20 protein-coding genes and 1 pseudogene are annotated in these 25,663 nt (G+C 64.6%); 7 read left to right on the top strand and 14 right to left on the bottom strand.

Annotation, left to right across the window (positions count from 1 at the left end; translation table 11 throughout):
- The 9 genes and pseudogenes from ACFO5K_RS18330 to ACFO5K_RS18290 all read right to left on the bottom strand — a co-directional run.
- Window positions 1-124, bottom strand: a pseudogene (locus ACFO5K_RS18330) (tryptophan--tRNA ligase); the annotation flags it as partial.
- Between the two features lie 10 nt (window positions 125-134).
- Window positions 135-1,307 carry a hydroxymethylglutaryl-CoA synthase gene (locus tag ACFO5K_RS18325; protein WP_378564113.1) on the bottom strand — a complete coding sequence of 391 codons (1,173 nt, stop codon included), beginning with the start codon at window positions 1,305-1,307 and terminating at the stop codon, window positions 135-137.
- Window positions 1,308-1,386: 79 nt separating this feature from the next.
- Window positions 1,387-2,484, bottom strand: coding sequence for a type 2 isopentenyl-diphosphate Delta-isomerase (gene fni / locus ACFO5K_RS18320; protein WP_378564110.1), 1,098 nt, complete (start codon window positions 2,482-2,484; stop codon window positions 1,387-1,389).
- Between the two features lie 25 nt (window positions 2,485-2,509).
- A complete protein-coding gene (gene mvk / locus ACFO5K_RS18315) occupies window positions 2,510-3,514 on the bottom strand; it encodes a mevalonate kinase (protein ID WP_378564107.1) in 1,005 nt (334 codons plus the stop codon).
- A gap of 15 nt (window positions 3,515-3,529) precedes the next feature.
- On the bottom strand, window positions 3,530-4,222 hold the full coding sequence (locus ACFO5K_RS18310) for a DJ-1/PfpI family protein (RefSeq protein ID WP_378564104.1): 693 nt from the start codon (window positions 4,220-4,222) through the stop codon (window positions 3,530-3,532).
- A 68-nt stretch (window positions 4,223-4,290) separates the two neighbouring features.
- Complete coding sequence (locus ACFO5K_RS18305; protein ID WP_378564101.1) at window positions 4,291-5,520, bottom strand: cytochrome P450 family protein; 1,230 nt, start codon at window positions 5,518-5,520, stop codon at window positions 4,291-4,293.
- Between the two features lies 1 nt (window position 5,521).
- Window positions 5,522-6,766 (bottom strand): IS701 family transposase, encoded by a 1,245-nt coding sequence (locus ACFO5K_RS18300; protein WP_378564099.1) that lies wholly within the window; start codon window positions 6,764-6,766, stop codon window positions 5,522-5,524.
- A 199-nt stretch (window positions 6,767-6,965) separates the two neighbouring features.
- The gene (locus tag ACFO5K_RS18295) at window positions 6,966-7,586 is read right to left on the bottom strand and encodes a hemerythrin domain-containing protein (RefSeq protein ID WP_378564097.1); all 621 of its coding nucleotides are present in this window, start codon (window positions 7,584-7,586) and stop codon (window positions 6,966-6,968) included.
- 91 nt (window positions 7,587-7,677) lie between these two features.
- Window positions 7,678-11,274 carry a type I polyketide synthase gene (locus ACFO5K_RS18290; protein WP_378564095.1) on the bottom strand — a complete coding sequence of 1,199 codons (3,597 nt, stop codon included), beginning with the start codon at window positions 11,272-11,274 and terminating at the stop codon, window positions 7,678-7,680.
- A 545-nt stretch (window positions 11,275-11,819) separates the two neighbouring features.
- Between ACFO5K_RS18290 and ACFO5K_RS18285 the strand changes: the two genes are divergently transcribed.
- Complete coding sequence (locus tag ACFO5K_RS18285; RefSeq protein ID WP_378564092.1) at window positions 11,820-12,782, top strand: GlxA family transcriptional regulator; 963 nt, start codon at window positions 11,820-11,822, stop codon at window positions 12,780-12,782.
- Between the two features lie 31 nt (window positions 12,783-12,813).
- Here ACFO5K_RS18285 and ACFO5K_RS18280 read toward each other — a convergent pair whose 3' ends face one another.
- Complete coding sequence (locus tag ACFO5K_RS18280) at window positions 12,814-14,400, bottom strand: LuxR C-terminal-related transcriptional regulator (RefSeq protein ID WP_378564089.1); 1,587 nt, start codon at window positions 14,398-14,400, stop codon at window positions 12,814-12,816.
- 600 nt (window positions 14,401-15,000) lie between these two features.
- Here ACFO5K_RS18280 and ACFO5K_RS18275 point away from each other — a divergent pair.
- Entirely contained in the window at window positions 15,001-15,255 is a 255-nt protein-coding gene (locus ACFO5K_RS18275) for a hypothetical protein (protein ID WP_378564086.1), read from the top strand.
- Window positions 15,256-15,303: 48 nt separating this feature from the next.
- Here ACFO5K_RS18275 and ACFO5K_RS18270 read toward each other — a convergent pair whose 3' ends face one another.
- Both ACFO5K_RS18270 and ACFO5K_RS18265 read right to left on the bottom strand, forming a co-directional pair.
- A complete protein-coding gene (locus tag ACFO5K_RS18270; RefSeq protein ID WP_378564083.1) occupies window positions 15,304-17,061 on the bottom strand; it encodes an MFS transporter in 1,758 nt (585 codons plus the stop codon).
- 55 nt (window positions 17,062-17,116) lie between these two features.
- Window positions 17,117-17,584 (bottom strand): hypothetical protein, encoded by a 468-nt coding sequence (locus ACFO5K_RS18265; protein ID WP_378564080.1) that lies wholly within the window; start codon window positions 17,582-17,584, stop codon window positions 17,117-17,119.
- Between the two features lie 783 nt (window positions 17,585-18,367).
- Here ACFO5K_RS18265 and ACFO5K_RS18260 point away from each other — a divergent pair.
- From ACFO5K_RS18260 to ACFO5K_RS18250, 3 genes are all read left to right on the top strand, one after another.
- On the top strand, window positions 18,368-19,396 hold the full coding sequence (locus tag ACFO5K_RS18260) for an L-tyrosine/L-tryptophan isonitrile synthase family protein (protein WP_378564077.1): 1,029 nt from the start codon (window positions 18,368-18,370) through the stop codon (window positions 19,394-19,396).
- Window positions 19,393-20,202 carry a TauD/TfdA dioxygenase family protein gene (locus tag ACFO5K_RS18255; protein ID WP_378564074.1) on the top strand — a complete coding sequence of 270 codons (810 nt, stop codon included), beginning with the start codon at window positions 19,393-19,395 and terminating at the stop codon, window positions 20,200-20,202. Before ACFO5K_RS18260 ends, ACFO5K_RS18255 begins: the two co-directional genes overlap by 4 nt.
- A gap of 70 nt (window positions 20,203-20,272) precedes the next feature.
- Window positions 20,273-21,193 (top strand): UbiA family prenyltransferase, encoded by a 921-nt coding sequence (locus tag ACFO5K_RS18250; protein WP_378564071.1) that lies wholly within the window; start codon window positions 20,273-20,275, stop codon window positions 21,191-21,193.
- Between the two features lie 17 nt (window positions 21,194-21,210).
- Here the strand turns inward: ACFO5K_RS18250 and ACFO5K_RS18245 are convergent, their stop codons facing one another.
- The gene (locus ACFO5K_RS18245; RefSeq protein ID WP_378564068.1) at window positions 21,211-22,335 is read right to left on the bottom strand and encodes an HAD family hydrolase; all 1,125 of its coding nucleotides are present in this window, start codon (window positions 22,333-22,335) and stop codon (window positions 21,211-21,213) included.
- Window positions 22,336-22,479: 144 nt separating this feature from the next.
- Between ACFO5K_RS18245 and ACFO5K_RS18240 the strand changes: the two genes are divergently transcribed.
- Entirely contained in the window at window positions 22,480-23,454 is a 975-nt protein-coding gene (locus ACFO5K_RS18240) for a cytochrome P450 (protein WP_378564065.1), read from the top strand.
- A 10-nt stretch (window positions 23,455-23,464) separates the two neighbouring features.
- On the opposite strand, the gene ACFO5K_RS18235 is transcribed toward ACFO5K_RS18240, so the two are convergent.
- Window positions 23,465-25,033, bottom strand: coding sequence for an FAD-binding oxidoreductase (locus ACFO5K_RS18235; RefSeq protein ID WP_378564062.1), 1,569 nt, complete (start codon window positions 25,031-25,033; stop codon window positions 23,465-23,467).
- Here ACFO5K_RS18235 and ACFO5K_RS18230 point away from each other — a divergent pair.
- A complete protein-coding gene (locus tag ACFO5K_RS18230) occupies window positions 25,021-25,662 on the top strand; it encodes a TetR/AcrR family transcriptional regulator (RefSeq protein ID WP_378564059.1) in 642 nt (213 codons plus the stop codon). The two genes, ACFO5K_RS18235 and ACFO5K_RS18230, sit on opposite strands and share 13 nt — an antisense overlap.
- Window position 25,663 lies beyond the last annotated feature (1 nt).

Raw genomic sequence — 25,663 nt, 5'->3', positions numbered from 1 at the left:
GCATCCGTACCCAGTACTGCAGCGCACCCAGGTAGTTGCCGAGGTGGAAGGAGTCGCTGGTGGGCTGGATGCCCGACAGCACCCGCTGCTTGCGTTCGGCCGTCACGACCGGGACATTGTTCATTCGGGTGACCTCAACGGAATTCGTAGATGCGTTTGTGGCCGGAAACGGCGGCCAGCCGGAGCGGGCGGCGCGTCTGCTCCGGCATCGCGTGGTACGCGCCGTCGGTCGGGGACACGGCCTCGTGCAGTTCCCGGTACCGGTCGTAATCGAGCAACTCACGCGACTCGATCGCAGCGCGATTGGCCTCGGTACGCAAATGCTCACGATAGCCCGGCTGCACAGTGGCACCGAAGAACTCGGCCACACTGCCCGAGCCGTAGCTGATCATCGCCAGCGCCTCGCCGGTGAGATCGCCCGCGTGGTCGAGCAGCGAGGCCAGGCCCAGATACAGCGAAGCGGTGTAACTGTTGCCGACAGTCCGGTTGTAGATCGTGGTGTCATCGATCGCGGCCGCGATCCGGGCCGCATCAACACTGTGGCCCTGACTTTCGAGCAGATGCCGATGCGCCTTGTACGCCATCTTGGTGAAGGGCTGGTGGTAACAGAACGCCGCGAACTCACTCAGCTCGCGCCCACCCTGGCGGCGGTAGTCGCTCCACGCCTCCTGGGCGGCCTTCTGGTAGGCGTTGACCGAGGTCTTGCCGTCCACGATGGCCGCGGTGCGGTAGTTCGGACGCCAGAAGTCCATGATGTCGGCGCTGTAGAGCCCCGATGGCGTGTCCAGGCGCAGGATCGCCGGGTCGGCGCTGATCAGCATCGCGACCGCCGCCGCGCCCTGGGTCGGTTCACCGGGGCTGTCGAGTTCGTACTTGGCGATGTCGGCGGCGATGACCAGTACACGCTGGGCCGGATCGCGGGCGATCAAGCCCGCGGCGAACTGGAGCCCGGCAGTGCCGCCGTAGCACGCCTGCTTCAACTCGACCACCCGCGCGGCATTGGGCAGCCCGATCAGCGAATGCAAGTACAGCGCAGCGGCTTTGGACTGGTCTACACCGGTTTCGGTGGCCAGCAGCACAGTGCGGATGTTGTCGGTGCCGTGGCGCTCGAGGATCGGTGCCGCGGCGGCCGCGGCGATGGTGACGATGTCCTCGTCGGCGGCGGCGACGCTCATCTTCTCCTGGCCGATGCCGAGGTAGAACTTGTCACGGTCGACACTGAGGCGCTCGGCGAGCACCGCGTGATCGAGGGCGTAATGGGTGGTGGCGAACGAAAGGTCGTGGATACCGACCGGGGTTGTGGTCATCGTTGTGTCCCGTTGCTCCTGGTGGCCTTCTTGTCGGTGCAGTCGTTGCCCGAGATCGAGCCGTAGCACGCGCGGCATGTCACTCATGGGTGACTCCTTCTCGGTCTTCGGATTCGCGCCACCAGTGGCTCCGGTGGGCGAGTGCTGCGACGTCGATGCCGCGCAGCCGGCAGAAGGTCTCGACGTCACCGGTGATGAGTAGGTCGGCCCCGGCGAGGTCGGCGGGGGTGCGCGCGCCGAGCACAGTGAGGATGGTGTGTAACTGGTCGTGCCAGGTCCTGATCTTGTCGACCAGAGCGGCGGTGTCGTGGCTCATCAGCGTTTCCAGGAAGGCCCCCGCGACACCGGTCGCGTTGGCGCCCAGCGCAAGTGCGCGCGCGATGTCCAGGGGTGAGCGGATGCCACCGGAGGCCGCGATGTCGATCCCACCGATATCGGCGCAGTCGAGCAGGCTTTTCGGGGTGGACTGGCCCCAGCTCTCGATGAACGCGAAGTCACCGCCTACTCGTCGATCGTTCTCGATGCGCGCGAAATTGGTGCCACCACGACCACCTACATCAGCCACGGACACGCCCGCGTCGCGCAACCAGGTGACGGTTTGCCTACTCAGGCCGAAACCGACTTCTTTGACGAAGACTGGGACGGCGGTGCCGGAGACGATGCGTTCGATCTGGCGCGCCCACGCCCCGAACGAACGATCACCCTCGGGCATGACCACTTCCTGCACCGCGTTGAGGTGGATCTGCAGCGCGTCGGCTTCGAGGAGGTCGATGGCGCTGCGAGCCTGGTCGACGGTGGCATTGGCGTTCACATTGGCCATCACGAAACCGTGCGGATTCTCCTGCCGCAGCACCCGATAGGTGTCCGCGACCGTGGGATCGCGGAAATAGGCACTCATCGACCCGGAGGCGATGGGGACGCCCGTCTCACGGGCGGCGACAGCGAGTTGACGGTTGATCTCGCCCGTCTTGGTGCTGCCTCCGGTCATCGCATTGACATAGAGCGGTGTACCCCACCGCTTTCCGGCGACGTCGACGGCGAGGGACACCTCGTCGGCGTCGATGCCGGCGAGCGCGTGATGGACGAAGGTGACGGAGTCGAAGTCGCTGATGCCGATGGCCTGGCGTTGGTGGTTCACGGCGTGGCGGACGTGGTCGTCTTTGCGGTCGGCGATCATCGGTGGTTCCCTTCAGTTGGGTACGTCAGCAGATGTGGTGGGGATGGACTGTCCAGGTCTGCACGGCACCAGCGCAGCGCAGTGCCGCGCTCACCGCAGGTGCGGAGTCGATCGAAGCAAGGGCGAGTACACAACCGCCCATGCCGGCACCCGTGAGCTTGGCGCCGTCCGCGCCCGCACAGAGCGCAGCGACCACGAGATTCTCGATCTCCGGGCTGCTGACGCCGAGTTCGAAGAGCAGTTCTTGGAAGTCGAGCATCGCCAGGCCCAACGGTTCAGCACGTCCGGCAGCGAGATCGATGGCAGCGGCGTGGACCAGGCCGGACGCTCGGCCGATCAGGCGTTCGGCGAGCACGGGGTCACGGTCGAGGGCGCGGCGCACGCCGGCAACCGCGTGATCAGTGCGGCCCGGCACCCCCGTGTCCGCAATCACCAGGGCGGCATCTACTCCGAAATATACCGGCCGCGCGACGCCCTGATGAAACCAGATCGGCGCGGACGCAAGTACTGCACTGGCATCGATGCCACTCGCTCGCCCATGGGACACCTGCTCGCCGCATTGCACAAAGTCGTATAATTTGCCCGGATCCAGTACCTTGCCGTAGAAATCGGCGACGGCACGCACCGCGGCTCCGGCACACGCGGCACTGGAGCCGAGCCCGCGGGCCACCGGAATATCGCATTCCACAATGACTTCGACAGCCGATTCGGTGATGCCCCATTGCCGCATCGCTGCTTCGACCGCGATCTGGGGCCCAGAACCCTGATGGTCGGCCGATCCCGCGACGAACCTGAAGTGTCCATCGGAAAGACTTCGGGAGTCGATATCCGAACGGTAAGGGCGGGCGAATGCTCGCGCCAGCAAAGTGGGCAAGGGGATCGCGATCGCGGGAGCGCCGTGGACGACAGTGTGTTCGCCCATCAAGATCACCTTGGCGTGTGCGTGCCCGAAGCCAGAGATTTCACTGCGATCCGCGGAGGCGGCCCTAGTTCTTTGTTCAGCAGGGGGAATGTTCACGGTTTCGACCACGGACCAGAGGCCGGATCACGCCCCCGCCTTGCCTGGTAGATCCTTGCATGCGGCAGTCGCGCGACCGTACTCGTTTGCGAAGTTGTCAAGCATGGACGACACGATTTTGACGATCGGTTCGGCTGCCTTGTTCGGTGTGCCCGAGTCGAATGGAGGCCGGGGGTCATATTCCAGCGCAAGCTGGATGCCTTGCGCGAGTTCGGGGGACGCGAATTCGGCAGCGAGCGTCAGCGCGAGATCGATGCCCGCCGCGGATCCTGCGCTGGTGGCGATTCGATCATCCATGACGACACGCTGTTCAGTCGGTTGCGCACCATACTTGGCGAGTTCGTCGCGAAAGAACCAGTGCGTGGCGGCAGCCCGGTTCCCAAGCAGCCCCGCGGCTCCCAGGATGAGCGATCCGGTACATACCGAGGTGGTCCAGGTGGTGTGCGGGTGAGCGTTGCGGACCCAGTCAACAATCGGGGCACGATCCCTCGCGAGCGAGAGTGAGGCCGGCCCGCCCGGAATCAGGAGAATGTCGGGACGAGGCATCTCCTCGAAGGTGGCATCGATCCGCAGGTGAAGCAGGTTGTGGTCATCATCGAGCATGCCTGTTTCGGCGGCACACAACACGACCTCGGCACCCGGCACAGTCGTGAACACCTGATACGGACCAATCGCGTCCAGAGCGGTGAACCCTTGATACAGACCAATGGCGATGATCATGAAGCCTCCTGGTGAAGTGATTCTGAACGCGACTGGGCAGGCCGGTCGGGCGTCAATGCAGCTTTCGCTCAGTGCCGGAACACGAGTGGTAGTTCGCCCGGTCCGCGGACCACGAGCGAGGGCTTGTATCGGATCTCGCCGCGCGGCACGGCCAGCGCCAGACCGGAAAAGCGGGCCAGCAACGATTCGAGCAATATCCTGCTCTCCAGCCGGGCAAGTGCCGCTCCGAGACAACGGTGAATGCCGTGCCCGAACGCCAAGTGCCGCTTGTCCTCTCGGCTGATATCGAACGAGTCCGGGTTCGGATACCGCGACTCGTCTCGATGTGCCGAACCGACCAGCAGCAGCACCGGCTCGCGTGCCGGAATCGTGGTGCCGGCGATCTCCATGTCCTCTGTCGTGAAACGCCACAGTGAACTGATCTGCGGTCCGTCGTAGCGAAGCGTTTCCTCGACCGCGTCTGCCACGGTGCACCTGCCATCACGTACCGCGGCCAGTTGGTCCGGGTGGTCGAGCAGCGCGAGCAGCATGTCGCCGATCAGCCTGATAGTGCTCTCATACCCAGCCACCATCAGCCCCATAGCGGTGGCAACGAGCTCATCTGGGCTCAGTTCGCCCCCATGATCACGGGCAGTGATCAACGCGGACAGCAGGTCTTTGCCCGGCAGCTTCCGTTTACGAGTCACCAACTCGTCCGCATAATCCAGCAGGTCGGCGATGGCCTTGGGTACCTGTGCCAGTTCCGCGGGATCGGCAGTGAAGACGAGGTCGGCCCACCGGCGCAGCTCGGCCTCGTCACCCGGTTCCGCGCCGAGAACCATGCAGATCGTCCGGATCGACAGCGGCGTAGCGATCCGCTCCATCACATCGACGGGTTCGCCGGCCGGCAGTGCGTCGAGCAGTTCATCGACCGTTGCGCGAATGGCGGCATCCCACTGTGCGATCCGCGCCGCGGTGAACGTCCCCGAAACGAGTCCGCGGAGCCGAGTATGGTCCGGTGGATCCAGGTTCAGCATGGTGCGCTCTCCGACGGTTCCGGCCCCGAACGCGAGGCCGGCCGCATGAAACTCAGGAAGAGCGGTGTGGTAATCGCTGCTCAGCCGCGGGTCGGCGAAGCCATCCCGAACATCGGCATACCTACTCACCAACCAAACTCTGACATTCGTGAACGGAATCGTAGCCGGGTAGACCGGAGCGTTGTCGCGCAGCCATGCGTAGCATGGATATGGATTCTGAAAGAACTCCGGTGTGAACACCTCAGAAAAGTCGAGATCGGCTGCAGCAGTATTATCAGACAAATTAGTTACCTACGTCTCCACATATTTGCCACACGTTTCGTTGCCGCTCTGTTTCGAGAACCGATTTCATCGGCTCGGAAGCGCAATCCAGCCGTCCGTCGCGAGACGACGCACCAGCTGCCGCGGCTTTCATGGCGACGACGGCATGAGCGGCCGACGCGAGGGTGATGTGACGGTGCCATCCGCTGAACGAGCGCCCTGCGTAGTCCGAGATTCCCACCGGCTGCGCGATGTCGATCAGATCCTGATCGACTCGCTGCGCCAAACCGCGTAGTCGCAGCAGTTCGGCGGGAGCCACGTCGACCATATCGGTGAGCCAGAGCCGACCGAGGTCGCGCTGCCCCTCGGTATCGATTCCGACTACAGCCAGGGGCCTGTCCCGCCCCCTGGAAGGCAACGACACCCGCACGACCACGACGCGACGATCCGCCGCGGTCCGATGGACGGGAGCCAGTTGGTGCCGAATTCGCCGCCCCACCCGCATGATCTCCTGCGCGGTCATGATCGCTCGGCTATGACCGGTCAGCGCCGGATCCACGACCTCGAGCGCGACCCCCCCGTCGATCCGAGCCAGGAAGGGCACCCCTAGACCAGACATTCCGTCCAGCAGGGTCGCGACCTCCATTTCATGCGCGTCCAATACAGTGGGAAGATTTGGCAGCGGCCAACTTCTGAGCATTTCGGCCACCATGTCCACAACCCGTTCGACCGGTTCCACCTCCGCCGTACCCGACGGTATCGACGCCCGACCTCGCTTGTCACGATCTTCGAGCCAGGCCGGCGGCAGATGCAGATCCCAGGACAGCGGACAGGTCAATCCGCTTGCCGCGAACCACACTCCGACCGCGTGCTGGGCGTTGACTGCCCGGCCCGACACATGGTCGAACCGCCTTTCGACGCCCACCGAGTGCAACCCCGCCTTTACGATCCGCATCGGCCGTACGACCAGCGCCTCCGGCGTGACGCGATGCGTCAGATATCCGGCCAAAGCGCGCCGGACGGGCTCCCATCGCCAACTCGAACCGCCGATGAAGTGATGCAGGCTCTGATCGTTGACGCGCCCTCCAGAGTTTTTCGCCATTCTCCGTATGGACTTTCTACCGGGCGTTTCGAGCAGTCCCCGAAGATATGCGGCACCAATTTCTCGCTGATCGTTCCGCGGTAGAGAATCGAACAGCGCGTCGCACAGCTCGGGAAGTATTGTGCTGTGTCGCAGCGGGTCCAGAACTCCCATATCGGCGATCATGCTCTCCCCTGTTCGTCATGCGGCGCACACTCAATTCAGCGCTCCGGCAGAGGTATCCGACACGCGGTGAGCCCCTGCATCGAGGGCCTTCCGCGGGCATTCGACCCTGCACGAACATCCTGCCAAGGACCGGTTCTCACCTCAATTCATTGACCGGTTGCGGACATCGCATCAGGCAACGCTGGAACTTTCCGGGCAATCATGAGTGTGTTCCGCTCCAGCGTGGTGTCCGCGTGTACATCGTTTTCGCGACGGTCTGATAGGCCAGGCGCGCCGCACGTGGCATCTTGGCCAGCGCCTCCCGCTGCTGTTCAGGTGCCGCGCCGTCCAAGACCCACGGGAAGAACTCCATGACCGCCCGGCGATCAGGGTTCCTGTGGCACTGTCTGCCGTACTGGGCGAAGCCGTCCGGACCCAGGTAGCGGGCTACGAGCGGGAGGATATCGCGGTCCACTTGGTCCAAGTGTTCGGTGAGTAGCGTCGTCAGGGTGGCAAGCTGGGCCTTCGCGACGGCACCGTCGTTGAAAGCCAGGGCCGCGTCGATCGAGTCGACCAAAGGATCTATGTTCGCCTGCGCGGCCGCCATCGCGTCGACGATCTCGAGATCGGCGTTGTCGGTGAGAACGGTGCGCAGTGGGGGCCAGAATGCGACCTCGGCGGCCGACAGATACCCACGCAGCTGCCGACAGAACGTCTGCCATCGATTACGAACTGCGACGTCCTGGATGGCGGCGGCCCGGATCGCGGCCGACATACGCAGCAGATCTCGGCGCAGCGCCTCGTGAGTGAGAGATACGAGGGTGAAGTCGACGGATGTCATGTCATCTCCTGGCTGTCTACAATCTTGTGAGGTTGTGAGCCGTCCACTCGGCGATGATCATGGGGACGAACCGGGTCCCTCGTGGAAGCTGTCATCTTTGCGTCACCGGTAGCGACGCCACCGCGACCGGGCGCGGTGCCACCACACCGGCCGACAGAACCTGCCCGCCGTGCTCATCGACCACGCTCATCGCGATCCGGCGCTCCCCCGTTCGGTGTAGTCGGACGCGTAGGGACGACCGCGCTCCACGGCTGGAGTGGCAGTAGACGTCACGCCAGCAGCAGGGAATCCAAGCTTCCGCCACACCCGAGTCCGCCAAGTAGTACCCATGCGAAATGTGCAACGCGGCATCGAGCAATACGGGATGCGCCACGTGGAATGCACCCGCTGCAGACTTCTCGGCTGCCAGAGCCACCTCGGCGTACCGCGCCCCCTGCACGACCCCGGCTTCCGCAGACCACGCCGCGCGCACGTTCTGGAATGCGGGCCCATATTCGAGGCCACGCTCGGCGAGATTGAGGTACAGCATGCTCGTATCCAGCGGCACGGCCCCGGTCGGGGGCCACTGTACGAGCATCGCGACTTCCGGTGCAGCGGTGCGCGCGAGGGCGCCCATCGCATAGCGAACCCACCTATCGCTCTCCTCACTCGCACGCGAAGCGTTCACCGGCCGACTGTGTACCGTCACCGAGCGTCGCCCCGATTCGTCGACCGCACCGATCCATACCTGAATCCGGACACCCCCCCGGTCCGGTATGCGCAGCGGCGCCTCCAGGTGCAACTCTTCGATGCCGCTGTGTCCCAGCTGAGCCGCGGCATAAGCGACGACTTCGACGAATGCCGTACCGGGGACGATGACGACACCATCTACCAGATGGTCGGCCAACCACGGTTGTTCGTCCAACGACCACTGCCCCACCCACAGACGACCAGGCTCACCACCGGGGCGCAGCATCCCGGTCAGCAGCGGATGAGACACCGAGCTCACCCCGAATTCGTTGAGCTCGCTGGTTGCACCGGGCCGACCCCGGTACCGCGTGCGCTCGAACGGGTAAAGTGGGAGGTCGACGCGATCCGGCCGCGATGGATAGGCCGATCGCCAGTCGACCTCGAGCCCCCTCATGAATTGCTTTCCGGCTGAACGCAACAGAGTCGCCGGACCCGATTCACTCCTACTGATCGAACCGATGATTCCGATACGCCCACTATCTACGGGCGCGGCGTTCACGACGTCGGCAATAGCCGCGACCAACACCGGGTGCGGGCTGATCTCCACAAAGGTCTCCACACCCGACTCGACCAAACCCGAGATCGCTGATTCGAATCGGACGGTGCGGCGCAGGTTCTGATTCCAGTGCCGCGCGTCGAGGTCGACGTTGTCCAGGAGACTGCCAGTGACGCTCGAGCAGAAGGTGGTCTGCCCCGCCCGAGATACGACTTCGAAGACGGTGATCATCGCCCCGGGCCGAGCCTCGCGCGCGCCGGCTGTGGAGCCTACAGCTACCACGGCCGCCGCGTCGGCAAGCGACAACCCGCCCGCGATATGGGCCGCTGCGATCTCCCCGCGTGAGTGACCGACCACGACATCGGGTTCCACTCCGTACGAACGCCACACCGCGGCAAGGGAAACCATCATGGCGAACAGGGCAGGCTGCACGACGTCGGCACGATCGAGAGGAAGCGCACCCGCAGCACCACGAACGGTCGACTCGAGATCCTCGGGTGAGAACGTGAGGTGCTCGCACAGTTCGCCCGCGCAGGCTCGGAAGGTACGCGCGAAGATCGGTGACGACTCGAGCAGTTCGGCGGCCATGCCCGGCCATTGTGAGCCCGTACCAGGAAAAACGAAGGCCACCTTGCCCCTGTGTCCAACCTCTGGATGCTCCGGGCGCACAGTCGCCTCCGTCGCGTGTAGTTCGGCGATCAGCTCGTCCCGGCAACCCCCCACGGCCACTACGCGACACGCCAAGCCCTGCTCCTGCGCCGCAAGCGCCGACGCCACCTCCGCCACCTCGAGATCCGGTTGCGCGTCGAGGAACTCGGTCAGTCGCCGCACCCGCTCCGTCAATGCAGCGGGCGTGCGGGCACTGAGCACCCACGCAACCGGTCCGATCCCGTCATCGATCGATACCGGCTCCGAGGCGTAGGGAGCCTCCTCCACGACGACATGGGCATTCGTGCCACCGGCTCCGAGAGCCGACACACCAGCCCTCCTGGGCCGACCCCCCCGTCGCCAGTTGACCGGCTCCCTCACCGATTCGACCGCACCGCTCGGCCGGTCCACCGTGTGCGTCGGTCGATCGGCATGCAATGTGGGCGGTACCCGACCGTGCCGTAGCGCGAGCACCATCTTGATCAGTCCGCCCACGCCGGAGGCTGCCTGGGCGCTTCCGATGTTCGACTTCAGCGGTCCGAGCAGCAATGGACTGCGTCCCGAGCGATCTCGGCGGTAGGTCGCCATGATCGCGCCCGCCTCGGTCGGATCGCCGAGTGTCGGCCCAGCGCCGAGCGGTGCGGTCATGCCGCTGCTGTGGCCGTCCTGATTCAGCGCGGGACCGCGCATTACCGCCAGAATCCGACGCCGGTTGCGCACGGCATCACTCATCCGCTCCAGAAGTACGAGCCCCACACCTTCCGACCATGCAATGCCATTCGAGTCAGCGGCGAAGGATCGGCTGCCTCGGCCCGGTGAGAGTGCGCCGTGCTCGCCGAATTCGGGCCAAATCTCAGGTATGGCCATCGCCGTGACGCCCCCGGCCAACGCGAGCGCGGATTCGCCCGCGCGCAACGACCGCATGGCCAGATGTATTGCCATCAACGACGACGCACCCGCGGTGTCGATGTTCACGGTCGGCCCCGCCAGCCCGAAGGTATGGGCGACCCGCCCGGCGGCCCCGCTGTCTGCGGCCCCCGTTCCCCGGTCGCCCTCGGACCCGTCCGAATCCGATTGCGCCGAGTAGGCATCGCCCCGACCGAGGAAAACCCCTGTTCGGGTCCCGGCCAGTGCCGAAATCGCGAGGCCCGCATGCTCGAAGGTATTCCAGACACCCTCCAGGAGTAGTCTCTGCCGAGGATCCATCGCCGTCGTCTCACGCGAGCCGATGCGGAAGAACTCCGCGTCGAAGCCGGAGATGTCGTCGAGGGAGCCGTCCGACCCGGCATACACAGTGCAGGGGTGTGCGGGATCCAGGCGATATAGCGCACCCCGATCCCGACTTCGGTCTTCGGGAAACTCGTCCATCACGTCGGTGCCGGCGGAAACCAGGTGCCACAGCTGTTCCGGCGTGCCGACGCCGCCGGGACAGCGGCAGCCCATTCCGACGATCGCGATCGGTTCCGACTGATCCGACAGGTGCGGCGCCAGCCGTGACCGGTCCACCACGTCTTCGGTTCCGGCGAAATGCGGTTCGAATCGTGACAGCAGATATGTGGCCACCGCCGCAGGCGTGGGATTGTCGGAGAGCAGGGCGGCCGCCAGTTCGAATCCTGAAGTGGCAGAAAGTCGGTGAACCAGCTCCACGGCGCCCCGCGACGATAATCCGTAGTCGCGATAAGGACACTGCGGGTTTACCAGGTCGACATTGTCGAGCATGTCCGCGGTGATCGCGCACACCACATCGAGTACGACGTCGTATCGTTCCGACGGACTGCTCGCATCGAGTCGCTCCAACAGCAGGGTCGAGTTCACGAAACACTCCTCACAGTCACGGATTTCACCGGCACACGATTCCTGAACACGGCATCCACCAGTTCCAGCATCGTGCAACAGCCGGTGATACCCATTCGAAATACCCAGCCCGGCAATGTAGTTCATCACCACGAATGCGACCGGCTCAGAAAATACCGAAGTAGCGGCTATACAGTGACGAATGCGCCGATCCCGCTACCGCCTTGAAATGGCAGAAGCAGGCACCCGCAGTCCCGGAAGATGCCGTAGGAACACTCCCATGCGGATCGCCGGCCGCTGCAGCGGCATCAGCAGCCCCTTCCGCGAGCGAGAGCGCCCCACCTCCAGACCTGACGAGTCGCCGCCACCGGCTCGATCGCAACAATCACGTGGATAGCAAACTCAACCCTGATCACGCGCTAACGCTAACGAACCCGCCCGATCGCCGGAATAGGCAAGATTGCCAACTTTCAACGGCTTCCAGCCAAAGCCCCTACCTGCGCATACCTTGATTTCTACTCGATGACCGCCTGGCGATAATCGACCACTACGTCTATTCTATTGCCATGCATACGGTGGCGGTCCTGGCCTTGGACAAGGTCATTCCCTTCGATCTGTCCACCCCGATCGAGGTTTTCGCGCAAACTCGGCTACCGGACGGCCGCGCTGCGTACAGAGTCCGCATCTGCGCCGCTACGCCCACCGTCGACGCCGGGACGTTCGTCCTGCAATCGCAATGGGGACTGAACACGCTGGCAGAGGCGGACACCATTGTGCTGCCCGGCTGCGCCGAACCCGGTGCGCCTGTCCCGGAGGAGGTGCTCGCCGCCTTGCGGCGAGCCGCGGCCGACGGCACCCGTATCGCCTCTATCTGTTCGGGCGCGTTCATCCTCGCCGCCACCGGACTGCTCGACGGACATCGTGCCACCACGCATTGGCGTATTACCGACGCGCTGGCCGAACGCTATCCGTCGATCGAGGTGAACCCGGAAGTGCTGTATGTCGACAACGGCCAATTCCTCACCTCTGCTGGTGCGTCCGCCGGGCTGGATCTGTGTCTGCACATGATCCGCCGCGACTACGGGTCGGCGGTCGCCGCCGACGCCGCTCGCCTAGCAGTGGTGCCACTCGAGCGCGAAGGTGGTCAGGCCCAGTTCATCGTCCATGACCGCCCGCCCACACCGCGTGGCTCGACACTGGAACCGGTGCTGCAGTGGATGCAGGAGAACGCCGCGACCGACCTCGACCTCGAAGATATCGCCGCGCATTCCGGGATGAGTACCCGCACGCTCAACAGGCGTTTTCGTGAGCAGACCGGCACCACACCGCTGCAGTGGCTCCTACGAGCCCGCGTGCGTCAGGCACAGCATCTGCTGGAGACCTCCGATCACCCTGTCGACCGCATCGCGGGACAGGTCGGGTTCCACTCCCCCACCGCTTTTCGGGACCGCTTCAAGCGCATCATCGGCACGACTCCCAACGCCTACCGAGCCGCCTTCCAGACCAGCCGCTCGACTGAGGCGCACTGACTCGCAACGACGCACCGACCCACCCCGCCTGTCACCGATCCGCTGGAACCATCGAGTCCCCTGTCCTGAGGGAAGATCCGGCGGCCACAGCGTCCTCGGCCGCTGCCGTCGTTTTCGATCCCCGGCCGACCACCAACGCCACGTGCAGACGTGACGGGCAATCAAGTTTGGCCATCACCTGGCGCAGGTGGTTGACGATCGTCCACTCGGACAACCCGAGGTGACTGGCGATCATCCGGTTCGTCATGCCGGTGGCGACCAGTTCGGCGATCTCGCGTTGACGGGGTGTCAGCTCGCCCAGTCCTGAGTCCGCAACTTCCTGCGGCATCGGCGCTGCGGACAGATAGTCGATCACCTCGGGCAGATCCATCTTCGACACGGTCTGCTCGAGCTCCCCCAGGACCTCCACACCGAGCTTTTCCCGCCACTCGATGTCTTGGCCGGCGGCATCGCGCTGTGGTACTCCGTGGCGGTCACGCAACTGCCGAGCCGCCAGTGTCACGGTCGCCGCGACCCGCACGTAGTCGTCACCGGCGACCAGATAGGCAGCGGCACACCCCTCTACCGCACCGATCGCCTCCAACGGATGCCATCGAGCCCAGGGAGAGTCGAGCGCGTCCCGATACAGCCGCAACGCCCGGTTGACCGTGGCCACGCCCAGCTGACTCTCCGCGAGCGCGTTGCGTGCGGCCAGACCACAGCTGCCAGGTTCCAGCTGCTTGATCCGGCGCTGCAGATCCTCCCATTCGGTGTCTTCGCCGGTCGCCGGGAAGGGCAATGCCAGCAGCGACAACGCGATATCGATCGCCTCACTGTCGGTGGCGGGATCACCTGCCGCGTGCTCCGCTGCGAGCCGCAACAGCGACTCCGCGTCACCACGCCGACCCGACCGGCCGAGCGCTTCGCCCAACGGCAGGACTACCCGCAGTTCCGCATTCCGGTCTCCGACTCGCCGGCTGCAGCTCGCGGCCTCGGTCAACAGCTCGACCGCACGTTGGATCCGACCCGTCCTCAATGACCACCGGCCCAGCAACTCGCACTGGTTGCGTCGCAACGTATTCGGCACGTCTTCCGTCCCGGTCACCAGCAATTCCGACAGGATCCGCTCCACCTCGGACAGGTACCCGAGCTGGATCCACACATCCTCGAGGTCGGCGGCCATCACCAACGCTCGATCGGCACGGCCCTGGGTCATCAGTACACCGATCACCGCCACGAAGTCGCCCGCGTGCTGTATCGCCGTAGGCGGTAGCGGCTGCCCCTGGCCGCGCCCGCGCACCTCACTGCCGACAGCATCAGCCAGCTGAACCATCCTGTTCGTGTGCTCGACCCGAATCCGATTCGCGCGCATCGGGTCCGTCGCCAGCGTAGATCTGCCCCACGCGCGCACGGTCGCGCCGACCTCGTAGCTGACGCTGCCTTGATGGTCGAAACAGCCGTTCAGCAAGCTGCGGTTCACCAACTCGGACAGTGCGCGGGTGGTGGCGTCGGCGGCCATGCCCCCGAGCACCAGCGCCGCGGCGCGGTCGACCGTCGACTCGCACAGTGACAACCGCTGCAACAGCTCGACCAGCGTGGGATCGGCGTCGCACAATCCCCACGATATCGCGGCACCCATGCTGCGGTGCCGCTGCGGAGTGTCGACAAACCGATCCGAGGACAACATGTCCCCGGCCTCGATCAGTCTGAGTGTCTCGAGTGCGCCGACCTGGACGATAGCCGCGGCAGCGAGCTCCAAGGCCAGCGGAACACCGCCGACCGCTCGACAGATCTCATCAAGCACCCGCTGATCAGCGTGGATTATGGAGCCTCGGTAGTGCGTGTCGATACTCGCGGCCAGGAACTGCGCCGCCGGTGTGTTCCCCGGGGCAACGCAGTCCTGTTCTCGCCCGGTGAGCAGCGGCGGCAGACAGAACACATACTCACTGCGCAGTCCGAGCGGGACGCGGGTCGTGGTTATGATCCGCAGCCGAGGGCATCGCTCGAGCAGCCAAGCTACATCGCGCGAGACAACGTGTGCGACAGGGTCACAATCGTCGAGGAGCAAAGTGACCGAGTCGAGCCCGATAACGGTCGTGATCTCGCGCAGCAGCGATGCCGGCGTTCGCCCGTCCGCGCCCCGCTGATGGTCCACGCCCTGTAGGCACTCGAGCACCGTGATCCACGCGTCGAATCTGCCGGCGATGTCCGCAAGCCCGATCACCAGCGGCGGCGGGCCGTGGAACGCACCGCACTGCAACAGATCTCGAGCCACCCGGCTCTTGCCGACCCCGGCGGTCCCGGTCACGGTGAGCAATCGCATCGCTGGATCGGCCAACAGCTGATCCAGCTCAGCGAGTTCATCGGTTCGAAATTCGCATGCATCTCGCAACGGTCCTGCCCCCTGGTATCGCGGATCACCGGGGCGCTCGCGCAGAGCTCCACTGCCGATTGCGCGATGACCATACTCAAACCGGCTGGTCTTGCCCCGTGATTTCGACCGTACCGAGACCAGGACGTCGGCACCCGGATTCGGGACCGACTATGTCACCTCCATTGGCACCCGCTCGGTGTCGAGCCCTTCGGGGTTGAGCCTGGCGTTCCTCGGCAACGCGAGGAAGCCGAACGACAGCAGCAGCATGATGCCCGCCCCGTACCAGAGCGTGTAGCGGAAGGTGTTGCTGAAGTTCACCGCATTGGCGTATTCACCGGCTTCGGTGAGGACACGGGTCACGGCGGGATCGGCTGCGGCTGCCCCCTGACAGCTTTCCGGTTCTTCGGTGGGATCGACCTGTGCCGATCGATCACGAACGCACTCCCTGAATCCGACGGCGATATCGGCCTGAGCCGGGGCGGGCACACCGGTCGCAGCGAGTTCGGTCCGCACTCGGGACGCCCCCTCGTCGGCACCCCGCGCGGAATCGTGGTCGAGTTGGGTGAAGAAGACGATGCCGACGAGCGCCACACCGAGCGCGATGCCGAGCTGCTGTCCGGTGTTGAGCAATCCGGATGCGGCGCCGCCGCCGCTGGCAGATACCTGCCCGAGCACCAAATCGATGGTCGGCGCGACCACGAAACCGAATCCGATGCCGATGAGAACCAGCGGAATCATCATCTGCCACGAGGTCGTCGCCTGGCCATAATGCTGAACCAGCGCACCATAACCGACGAACCCGGCACCGGCGACGAGACCGCCGGCGACGAGGACACCTCGCCCGAACCGGGGTGCCAGCACACTGGCCGACACACCGGCACCGATCCCGGTGGCGACAGCGAAGAACAGCGAGGTGAGCCCCGCACGCATGGGCGACCAACCCAGCCCCACTTGCATGAGCAGCGTCCATACCAGAAAGAACCCACCGAAACAGATCCAGAACAACAGCCAACTGATGAGACCGAGGGTGAACGGACGCGACTGGAACAGACTGAGGTCGATCAACGGCGACCCACCGATGCGCCGGCGTCTGTGTTCGTAGCCGATCAGGAGCACCAGCACCACCGCCGACGCCCCGATCATGACGAAGGTCCACGCGGGCCAGCCGAGGCGGCGTCCCTCGGTGAGAGGATAGGTCAGCAGCAGGATTGCCGCCGTGACCAGCGCGACTCCGACCAGGTCGAGACGCGGTGCCGATGCTGAGCGGGACTCCTTCATCCACAGCTGGGCAGTGATCAGCGTAATGATGCCGATCGGAATGTTGACCAGGAAGATCGGCCGCCAGCTGAGTCCGAACAGATCCCATTCCACCAGCAGCGCGCCCAAGGCCAGACCGACCGCCGTCGCCGACCCGCACACCGCGCTGTACACGGCGATAGCCTTGGCGCGTTCGCGTTCGGGAAACGATTCGCGGAGAATCGCGAGAATCTGCGGCACCATCAGCCCCGCGGCCAGGCCCTGGAGGAATCGGGAACCGATCAGCATCGTCGGGCCGGTACTCAACCCACACGCGGCCGAGGCCACCGTGAAGAACACCATCCCAACCATGAAGATCCGCTTGCGGCCGTACAGGTCGCCGAGCCGCCCACCGGTGATCAGAATCGCGGCGAAGGCGAGTACATAGGCGGCGATGATCCATTCGATCTGGGCGTACTGGGCACCGAGATCTTGTTGAATAGTCGGCACCGCAACGTTGACAATCGTGACATCGAGTAGATCCACGAAGCCGGCCGCAAGTGTTGTCGCGAATGCGATCCAGCGGCGCGGGTCGGCCGGCACGGAGTCGATATCCGGCGGTTCAACCTGCCTCGATTGAAGGTGCGAAGCCACAATACTCCCATCTCGGTTCAAGCAGACAACGGCCATCGCCGGTCTGCTGATCAATATCTCGAAACAAAAAGCGGCACGGGCGAATTCAGCCTCATGCGCCAGTTGTCGAGCCAGGTCTGACAATCATCAACACGGTGACCACAACCCACAACAGATTGAACACTCCCGTGTAGATCGCCAACCGCTTCAGCAGCGACGGCACGGCCTCGATCGAGGGCACCCGCGCCTCCGCGACCAGAAAGTTCTGCCGAGGCAGGATCACGAAAACAAGCACCGCGGCCGCAGCCGCGGTCAGCACCATCGACACGATCAGCCACGGGCTCGACAGCACCCCGAGGCTTTTCGCGGTCGCGATGCCGAACACCGGGACCACGACCCCGACCGCGGTATAGACCCGGCAGATTCGATGCAGCGTGCGCAGCGAGGCATGGTCACGATCGTCACCGGAATCCGCAAAGGCGCGGGTGGCCACCCTGGGAAACATGCTCGCCGCGACCGTCACCGGCCCGATCGCAATAATCACAGCGATCACATGAATCGCTAGCTGCACCTTGATCACGCGCCAACGCTAACGAACCTCCCCAAACCCCGAAATAGGCAAGATTGCCAACTTCCAACGGATTCCAGCCAACGCTCCTACCTGCATACATGTGACTTTCGACACGATGAGCGCCTGGCAGGATCCAACCACTATCTGCGCCCGATTGCCATGTAAGGTGCCGAGCCCCGGGCTCGACCACGTCGCGAAACAGGCGCGGCGTCCGGCCGACAACCGACTCTCCGTGAGCGCACGGGCGAACCGGCCGTCGCGAAGGGCGACCGCCGGGGCAGGTGGGCCATCGCGCGCCAGGGGCTGGCCATCGCACCGAGAGCGTCCCCGAACGACGGTGCGAAGACATTGTTCTCCAAAACCCTATGAGTCGCGAAATATACCAAGTGAATCCCTGGACGCCATAACGGCCAATAGCATCTATCTGCTATCGACCGGCCACTCCCACTGCGAATAGTGTTCAGAACAAGTGGATCGCAATCGAACGGTCCGCCATTCAACACCGTCGAGATCACGTAGTGAGATACTCATGGAATATGCAGTACTGGTCGACGATTCGGGAAATGCACTCGGCACAGCCGAAAAATATCGGTGCACGACCGCGGAGACTCCCTCGCATCTCGCCTCTTCCTGCGCACCAGACGTGCCACAGTCGATCGCACACAGCCAGGCATCTGGACGAATTCGCGCTTCGGACACCGGCCGCTGTTGGGACCCAGGAGCTACCCGAACGATGGTGTCGGCCGCTCGGCGCGGCCGCAACGCGCCACTGACTCTCGAAGGTGATCGCCTATGACAACCGCAACATCTGGAATCGGTACCGTCACAGTCGAGTCCGCGCCCAACCGAAACGATCACGCGGTTGCCGAACAGATTCTGCGTATTGTGTTTCGCCGCCGCCGGACCGCCGACCCCACCGATCCGTGCGCCACCGATCCCTGTCCATCATGCTTCGCACCGCATCTGGACACAGTCCAACGATTCATCGAAACGAACAAACCGATCCACTTCGTGATCCCCGCCTTTCCCGCCAAATCACGCAACCACCGCAAGACCCTCGGCAGACTTCCCGATCTGGGAGAACGACTCGCCCTGGAATCCATGCAGGGGTTCTGTGAACAGATCTCGGCGGTGTATGCCCCCGGCGCCGTGGTCACCATCTGCTCGGACGGACATGTGTTCAGCGATGTGCTCGGCATCCCCGACGAGCACATCGACGACTACAGCGCCGAACTGACGCGGATCATGCGCTCGAGCGGCGGTGGTGCGATCGGTCTCTACGGGTTGCGCGACGCCATGCCGGATCTGACTTGGGACGAGCGCCGACGCGAGCTACTGGATCGGCACGCCGATTCCATCGATGAGATACGCGAAGCGGTCCGCAGCGAGGTCTCGGCCCGCCGGATGTTCAACGGCATCCACCGCTTCGTCACCGAGGATCACACGGTGCTGCTGGCGGAACTCAGTGCTACGCAACGCCGTAACCGCGCCAAACAGACCGCCTACGAGGTAGTGCAGCGCAGCCAGGCGTGGAGCCGGCTTGTCGAGCAGGTCTTCCCCGCCGCGGTGCGGCTGTCCATTCACCCACAGGCTCACCACAGCAGGAAGATCGGCTTCCACCTGCTGCGCACCGCCGACAGCTGGCTCACGCCATGGCACGGCGTGGTACTCGACGATGGCGTCCGGCACATGCTGGTCAAGCGCGCCCATGCGGAGGAATTGGGCGGTCGGCTGGTGTGGCGCAACAGCAGGCCGAGTCATTTCGTTCTCGGGGAGCCTCACCCCGAATCCGCATCGACCACCTCCGGAGGACAGTCGTGACCGAACAACTCCAGCACGCAACCCCAACGGGCACCGATCTCGCGCCGTTCGGGCGTCTCATCACCGCGGAAAGGACCGGGCTGACGCTGGCCGATATTCCGGTCGACACGCTGCTGACGACCACCCTGTCCGCCAAAGTCCTTGTCCTGCGCGGATACAGCGCCCTGGACAAGGCCGATCTCGAGGCCTACTGCAGGGCCGCCGGTGAGCTCATGGAGTGGGAGTTCGGTACGATCATGGACCTGGTCGTCCAGGAGAATCCGAACAACTATCTGTTCGATTCCGGCGACGTGCCGTTTCATTGGGACGGCGCCTGGTCGGAGAAGGCGCCCCGATACTTCCTGTTCCAGTGTGTTCAGGGCTGCGAGCCGGGCGCCGGCGGCGAGACGGTGTTCTGTGACACCGCTCAGGTATACCGGGAGGCGCCCGACGACCTGCGTGAACTGTGGGGCCGAACCACCGTCACCTACCGGACCGATCGACTCGCCCACTACGGCGGCACCATGTCGCACCCGCTGCTGGCTACCAGCCCGGCGACCGGCGAGACCGTCCTTCGCTACGCCGAGCCACTCGATCCCGCGAGCTATCGGAATCCCCTGTTCCTGACCATCGAGGGACTTTCCTCCGAGGACGCTACCCGGGTGATGGCCGACCTAAGCGAGCGACTGCACGATCCGCGCTATTGCTACGACCACGCGTGGGACACGGGTGACATCGTCGTCGCGGAGAATCACGCGCTGTTGCACGGGCGCAATCGGTTCACCGGCTCCACCGCGCGGCACATGCAACGGATCCAGATCATCTGATCTCGGCACACCCGACCAGGCGAAGTCCGGTACCGACCGACAAGATTGGAATACTCCGGTGGTTGACGTCATGTCGACAGCCAAGTCCGTGCGTGCGTACGGACGGTTGGCCAACCTCTATTTTCTCGACTACAACCTGTCCTATCCCTTGGTGGCGACACTGCTGCCGGCCACGGTCGTGCGCGATACCACGACGTGGGTCGCCTTCGGCATCATGATCGTCGGATATTTCTTGGTGCACTGCGCGCTCATCGCCTTCGATGACATCACCGGATACCGGGACGGCAGCGATGCTACGAACTACCGCGACAATCCCAGTGCGATGCGCCGGGCGCACTGGAAGCCGTTGGTCACCGAGGAACTCCGGCTTCCGGAGGCGCTGCGATTCGCGTGGACCTGCCTGCTCGTCGGCTTGTCATTGCTGGTGATCGGTCTGCTCGTGGCGCCATACCATCCGCTGTGGCTCATCGTCCTCGCCGTCGTCGGGGCCTGTATCTCGGTCCAGTACTCCTATGGGTTGAAGCTCAGTCACATCGGGTTTCAGGAGCTGCTGCTGTTCTTCTTCACCGTGGAGCTGGTGTTGATTCCCTACGCGGCACTGACCGGCGAACTTTCCGCGCGCGTCGTCATCGAGGGTTCGCTGTTCGCGTTCTGGTTGATGATGGTGTCGTGGTATTCCAACCTGCGCGACTGTGAGACCGACCGTGGAGTAGGCCGGATCAATGTCGCGACGATGACGAGTGAGCGAACCTACATCGCCATCCTCGGGGCGCTCGCCGTAGCCGACGTCGTCGTCGTACTCGGCCTGATCGCGTTCGGGACGCTGCCGTGGATCTTCGCGGCGCTGCTGCTGCCGGTATTCGTCGCGCGACTGGTCCAGTTCCAGCTGGGCGCGATCAAACGCAATCCGCTACTGGGACGGATGCTCGGTCGCCGCTTGGCGTGGGCGGGAGCGTTGCTGATGGTGCTCGGCAATGTATTGACCGACTGAACTGACGGCAGCCGGGTTCAGCCCGGTAGCCGCTCGGCCGGGTAGTTCCGCAGGTGGTGGTCGGCGTCGCCGACCACCACCGGATGGCCGACCAGATCGAACATCGCCACATCGGAACGATGATCGCCGAAGGCCGCGCACGTACCGAGGTCGACCTCGGTACGTTCGGCGTACCCGCGCAGTGCGGCGGCTTTGTCCATGCCAACCATGGTCGCGCGCGTCTCCCCCGTGTAGTGGCCCGCGGCGACGACCAGCTCGGTGCACAGGGTCGCATCGGCGGCGACGTAGCGGGCGATCGGCAGCAACGCCGCATCGAATGAACCGGACACCAGGACGATTCGGGTTCCCCGCGCGGCCAGTTCCCGCAATCTGTCGGCCACCGCGGAATTGATGAAGTCAGTGGACCGCGCGCGCTCGGCGAACCAGTCGCGGCCGATTGCACGTACCTGCTCGACCCGGCGCCCTCGCCACAACCGGTAGAAGAAGCGATGGGATTCGGCTCGTCCGACCCCCGCGGCCCGCAGCGCCCAGAACTCTTCCAGCAGCGGCTCAGGATCGTCGCCGCGGCGCTGTGCGTCGAATCTGAACAGCGACAAGAAGCTGATGTCGCGAACGAGGGTTTCGTCGACGTCGACAAACGCCACTGGCACCGTCGGCGTCGCGACCGTAGCCGTGACCGGGTGGTGGGGATGGAAGGGATGAGTCGGCTCAATCGTCACGAGCGCATCTTCGCACCGAACCAGGCCACAGGAAAGCCACGGGAGTCTGTAATTGACTGCTGCACAAACAGTCTCGTGAGTTCGATCCAGGTTTTCGGTGGCCCTGACAGATACTTGCCGATCGATTTTCCGTCGTCGGCACACACATGATCGAGGCGCGGTCTCCCACCGGTCGGCCGTTACAGGAAAGGGCAAGTGATGGACTTCTCGAACATCGTGATGCGAGGACGAATTTGGCTCCGCTGGCTGGTTCTGCACGGTGCCGCGGGGGTAGCGCTGCGACGGATGGCGCGCCGCGGTGACCCGTTCGCCACACTGCTGGTCGGCCCCGGCCGCGGCATCGATCCGTACCCGGACATGGAGCGAATACGACAGCGTGGCCGCCTGGTGCACACGCCACTGCTCCACCTCACGGTGGACCATGAGATGTGCCGTACAATCATGCGCGACAAGCGTTTCGGTGCCACAAACCCCAGCAACATGAGCGTACCGGCGCCGATTCGCTGGGCGCTGGCCAGGACAGGCGAAGGTCTACCGAACCCGACCGATCCGCCCGCCCTGATCGTCATGGATCCGCCCGAGCACACCCGGCTGCGCCGTCCCGTCACCTCGGCCTTCACTCCGCACGCTATGGCCGATCTGACCGATCGCATCATCGAGGTCAGCGGACAACTCCTCGACGAGCTCGAGCCACACTCGCACGCCGAACTGATCGGCGATTTCGCTGCCCGATTGCCGGTCGCGATCATCGCTCATATTCTTGGCGTGCCCCCGCGCGACAGCCACAAAATACTCGAATGGGGCAACAGCGGAGCGCCGCTGTTCGACATCGGTGTCAATCGCAACGGCTATCGACGAGGTATAGAGGGTCTCGGAGAGGCGCGCGAGTACTTCGGCCGGCTCGTCGACCGGCTGCGGTCCGAACCCGACTCCAGCATCTTCGGTCAGGTGGTCACGACGAGCGACCTGACTCGGCACGAACTGACCGCCACCGCGTCGATCATCATGGGCGCAGGGTTCGAGACGACGATGAACATGCTCGGCAGCGGCATCGTGCTACTGCTCCGCCATCCCGAGCAGCTGGCCATGCTGCGCGCCGATCCTGAACTGTGGCCCAATGCCGTGGAGGAGATCCTGCGGATCGAGAGCCCGGCCCAGATGACCATGCGACGCGCGCACGAGGACATCGAACTCGCCGGTCACCGCATGCAAGCAGGCGAGATCGTCATGCTTCTGCTCGGCGGCGCGAACCGCGATCCGGCGCGATTCGACAACCCGGACAGCTTCGACATCACCCGTGAAAGGGCGCGCGAGCATGTCGCTTTCGGCCAGGGCATTCACACGTGCCTCGGCGCACGGCTGGCTCGCATCGAGGGCGCGATCGGATTACGCATGCTGTTCGAGCGCTTTCCCGATCTCGCACTCGACGGCGAACCGGAGCTTCGTGGTCTGGCTGTCCTGCGCGGTTTCGACCGAATTCCGGTACAGCTCAGCCCGATTCGGACTTGCCCGATGAGCATATCCCCGACCCGGTCCCGGTGACCGTCCCTGCTCAGCGACCGGAAGCCGGCTCGCGGACGGGGAAGTTACTGCGGAACACACCTTCGGGGTCCACGCTGTTCTTCACGCCGCGCAGCCGATCCAGTGTCGCGGAGTCGAAGGCGTCTACCGCAGTCTGACCAGGGCTCAGTAACGTCAGCGGCGTCCGTCGGCTTCGCGACCGATCAACCGCTCGCAGATAGTCCTGGATTCGACCGTCGTTCGCCGCGGCTGCTTGCGGTGTTGCCTCACCTCCGATCAGGCTCATGTAGTACGGGGCGGTGACGGCTCCCGGCGGGGAGTCCGACGGCCGGGCGATCGCCCCGCCGAGGTGACGGATCTGGATGGCGCCGAGCGGCTCCATGGACGTGGTCAGGATGGCCTCGGCGTCGGCGTCTGTGAACCCGTTCAACAGCTCGGCGTGCGAGCGAATCGGACTGGGATCGGTCGGTTCGCCGACGATGGATCCCAGCTCGGCCGGCGGCATCGGCCTACGGCTGTCGACCATACGTCCGTCGATGCGGTCGAACGCTGCCAGCAGTGACCGGCCCGCGTCCGCCTGACCGAGATAGGTGGTGTCGACACCGACCATCGGGGCGGCGCCGTCCATGCGCAGCAGACTGAACCAGACAGTCATCTCCTCCGGCGCAGTCGCAGTGATCTCCCGAAACGCCGCCATCACCCGTGGCGCCTGATCAATGGGCCAGAGCATCTTCCCGCCGTAGAGTTCGGGCGCCGGGTGCAGCCTAAATTCGAGGGCTGTCACGAGCGCGTAGTCGCCGCCGCCACCCCGCAGCGCCCAGAACAGGCTGGAGTCCGACGACGCAGTGACCTTGCGTGCCCGGCCGTCCGCGTCGACGATGTCGAAGGCAATGACGTTGTCGCACGCCCAACCGAATTGCCGCGCGAACCAGCTCAAGCCGCCACCAAGGGTGTAGCCGGTGACTCCGACCGCTGGTGAACTGCCCGCGACTCCCGTCAGGCCGTGCGCGCCGGCCGCCATCTGCAATTGACCCCAATTGACACCCGCGCCCACCCGCGCGGTTCGGGCGTCGGGATCGATTCGCAGTTCATCGAGCCGTTTGGTGCGCACCAGAATCGTGCCGTCCGCCGATGGCGAGGGATTGTGACCGTTCGGCTGCACCGCGAGGGATCGGCCGACCTGCCTGGCGTAACGGATCAGCGCCGACGCATCGTCGGCGTCGGCAAGCTCCACCACGGCACGGACGGACTGATCGACGGTCAGATTCCACGGCGTACGAGCTTGATCGAAGCCCGCGTCACCGGGGAGAAGGACTCGACCGCGAACGGTGGATCGCAGTACGGCGTCGTCGGCCGGCTCGTCCGTACCGGAACAATTAGTCGTGGATGCGGCGGCGATGAGCGCCCCACCAGCGGTGAACAAGCGACGACGGGTCAACTCGAAACCTCCGGATTTCCCGCCCTGACCAGCAAACATAGCCATCCCTCTCCGTTCGGTCATTACGAAACGATACTCGACCGTTTCGTTTTGGCAAAGCGATACAGAACACAGTTGTATCGATATCGTCCGGCGGTTAGGCTCGCGATGTGCCAACGCCATTCAACGACGCGACCAGGCCGAAGTCCGTCGGCCGCCCGCGAGATCCCGAGCGGGATCTCGCGTTGCTGGCCGCGGTCAGCGAGATCCTTCCCGAGGTCGGATACGACCGGCTGACAATGGATTCCGTCGCGGCACGAGCGGGCGCGAGCCGAGCCACCGTCTACCGACGGTGGAAGGACAAGTCCGAGCTCGTCCGGGAAGCAGTACGGATGCTCGCCTGGACTGAACCACTGCCCGATACCGGCAGCCTGCGATCGGATTTGATCGCCGTCGGCGCGATGTATCTCGACCGCGACGGCCCACGCGATGCGATCCTGTCCGCGATCGGGGCCGCCATCAACCGCGATCCACAGCTGCGCGAAACCGTGGAACAGGTCATCGCAGAACCGCGCCGGGCCGCATACGCCGCCATTGTCGAACGCGCTCGTGGTCGCGGGGAGATCGCCGAGGGCGCCGACACCGCACTCATCGCGGATGTGGTTCCCGCGATGATCTTCTACCGACTCCTCGATTCGGGCGAGCCGGTGGACGGCACATATTACGAACGGATCATCGATGCGCTGATCGTCCCGCTGCTGACCGGCTATTCCGCCGAGCACACGGGCCCGGAGGCAACACCAGCGCAATAGG

The sequence above is a fragment of the Nocardia halotolerans genome (assembly GCF_042650145.1).
Lineage (GTDB): Bacteria > Actinomycetota > Actinomycetes > Mycobacteriales > Mycobacteriaceae > Nocardia > Nocardia halotolerans.
Note: the sequence above shows the minus strand (reverse complement) of the source record. Positions and strands in the feature narration are given on the sequence as shown.

What these genes read in the sequence shown, in the direction of transcription:
- ACFO5K_RS18325 (WP_378564113.1), bottom strand. Translation starts at nt 1,307, where the DNA reads ATGACCACAACCCCGGTCGGTATCCACGACCTTTCGTTCGCCACCACC.
- ACFO5K_RS18250 (WP_378564071.1), top strand. Translation starts at nt 20,273, where the DNA reads ATGTCGACAGCCAAGTCCGTGCGTGCGTACGGACGGTTGGCCAACCTC.
- ACFO5K_RS18245 (WP_378564068.1), bottom strand. Translation starts at nt 22,335, where the DNA reads ATGGTCCACCGTGAGGTGGAGCAGTGGCGTGTGCACCAGGCGGCCACG.
- ACFO5K_RS18280 (WP_378564089.1), bottom strand. Translation starts at nt 14,400, where the DNA reads ATGGGTGCCGCGATATCGTGGGGATTGTGCGACGCCGATCCCACGCTG.
- ACFO5K_RS18295 (WP_378564097.1), bottom strand. Translation starts at nt 7,586, where the DNA reads ATGACATCCGTCGACTTCACCCTCGTATCTCTCACTCACGAGGCGCTG.
- ACFO5K_RS18310 (WP_378564104.1), bottom strand. Translation starts at nt 4,222, where the DNA reads ATGATCATCGCCATTGGTCTGTATCAAGGGTTCACCGCTCTGGACGCG.
- fni (WP_378564110.1), bottom strand. Translation starts at nt 2,484, where the DNA reads ATGATCGCCGACCGCAAAGACGACCACGTCCGCCACGCCGTGAACCAC.
- ACFO5K_RS18270 (WP_378564083.1), bottom strand. Translation starts at nt 17,061, where the DNA reads ATGGCCGTTGTCTGCTTGAACCGAGATGGGAGTATTGTGGCTTCGCAC.
- ACFO5K_RS18285 (WP_378564092.1), top strand. Translation starts at nt 11,820, where the DNA reads ATGCATACGGTGGCGGTCCTGGCCTTGGACAAGGTCATTCCCTTCGAT.
- ACFO5K_RS18300 (WP_378564099.1), bottom strand. Translation starts at nt 6,766, where the DNA reads ATGATCGCCGATATGGGAGTTCTGGACCCGCTGCGACACAGCACAATA.
- ACFO5K_RS18260 (WP_378564077.1), top strand. Translation starts at nt 18,368, where the DNA reads ATGACAACCGCAACATCTGGAATCGGTACCGTCACAGTCGAGTCCGCG.
- ACFO5K_RS18235 (WP_378564062.1), bottom strand. Translation starts at nt 25,033, where the DNA reads ATGGCGTTGGCACATCGCGAGCCTAACCGCCGGACGATATCGATACAA.
- ACFO5K_RS18240 (WP_378564065.1), top strand. Translation starts at nt 22,480, where the DNA reads ATGGATCCGCCCGAGCACACCCGGCTGCGCCGTCCCGTCACCTCGGCC.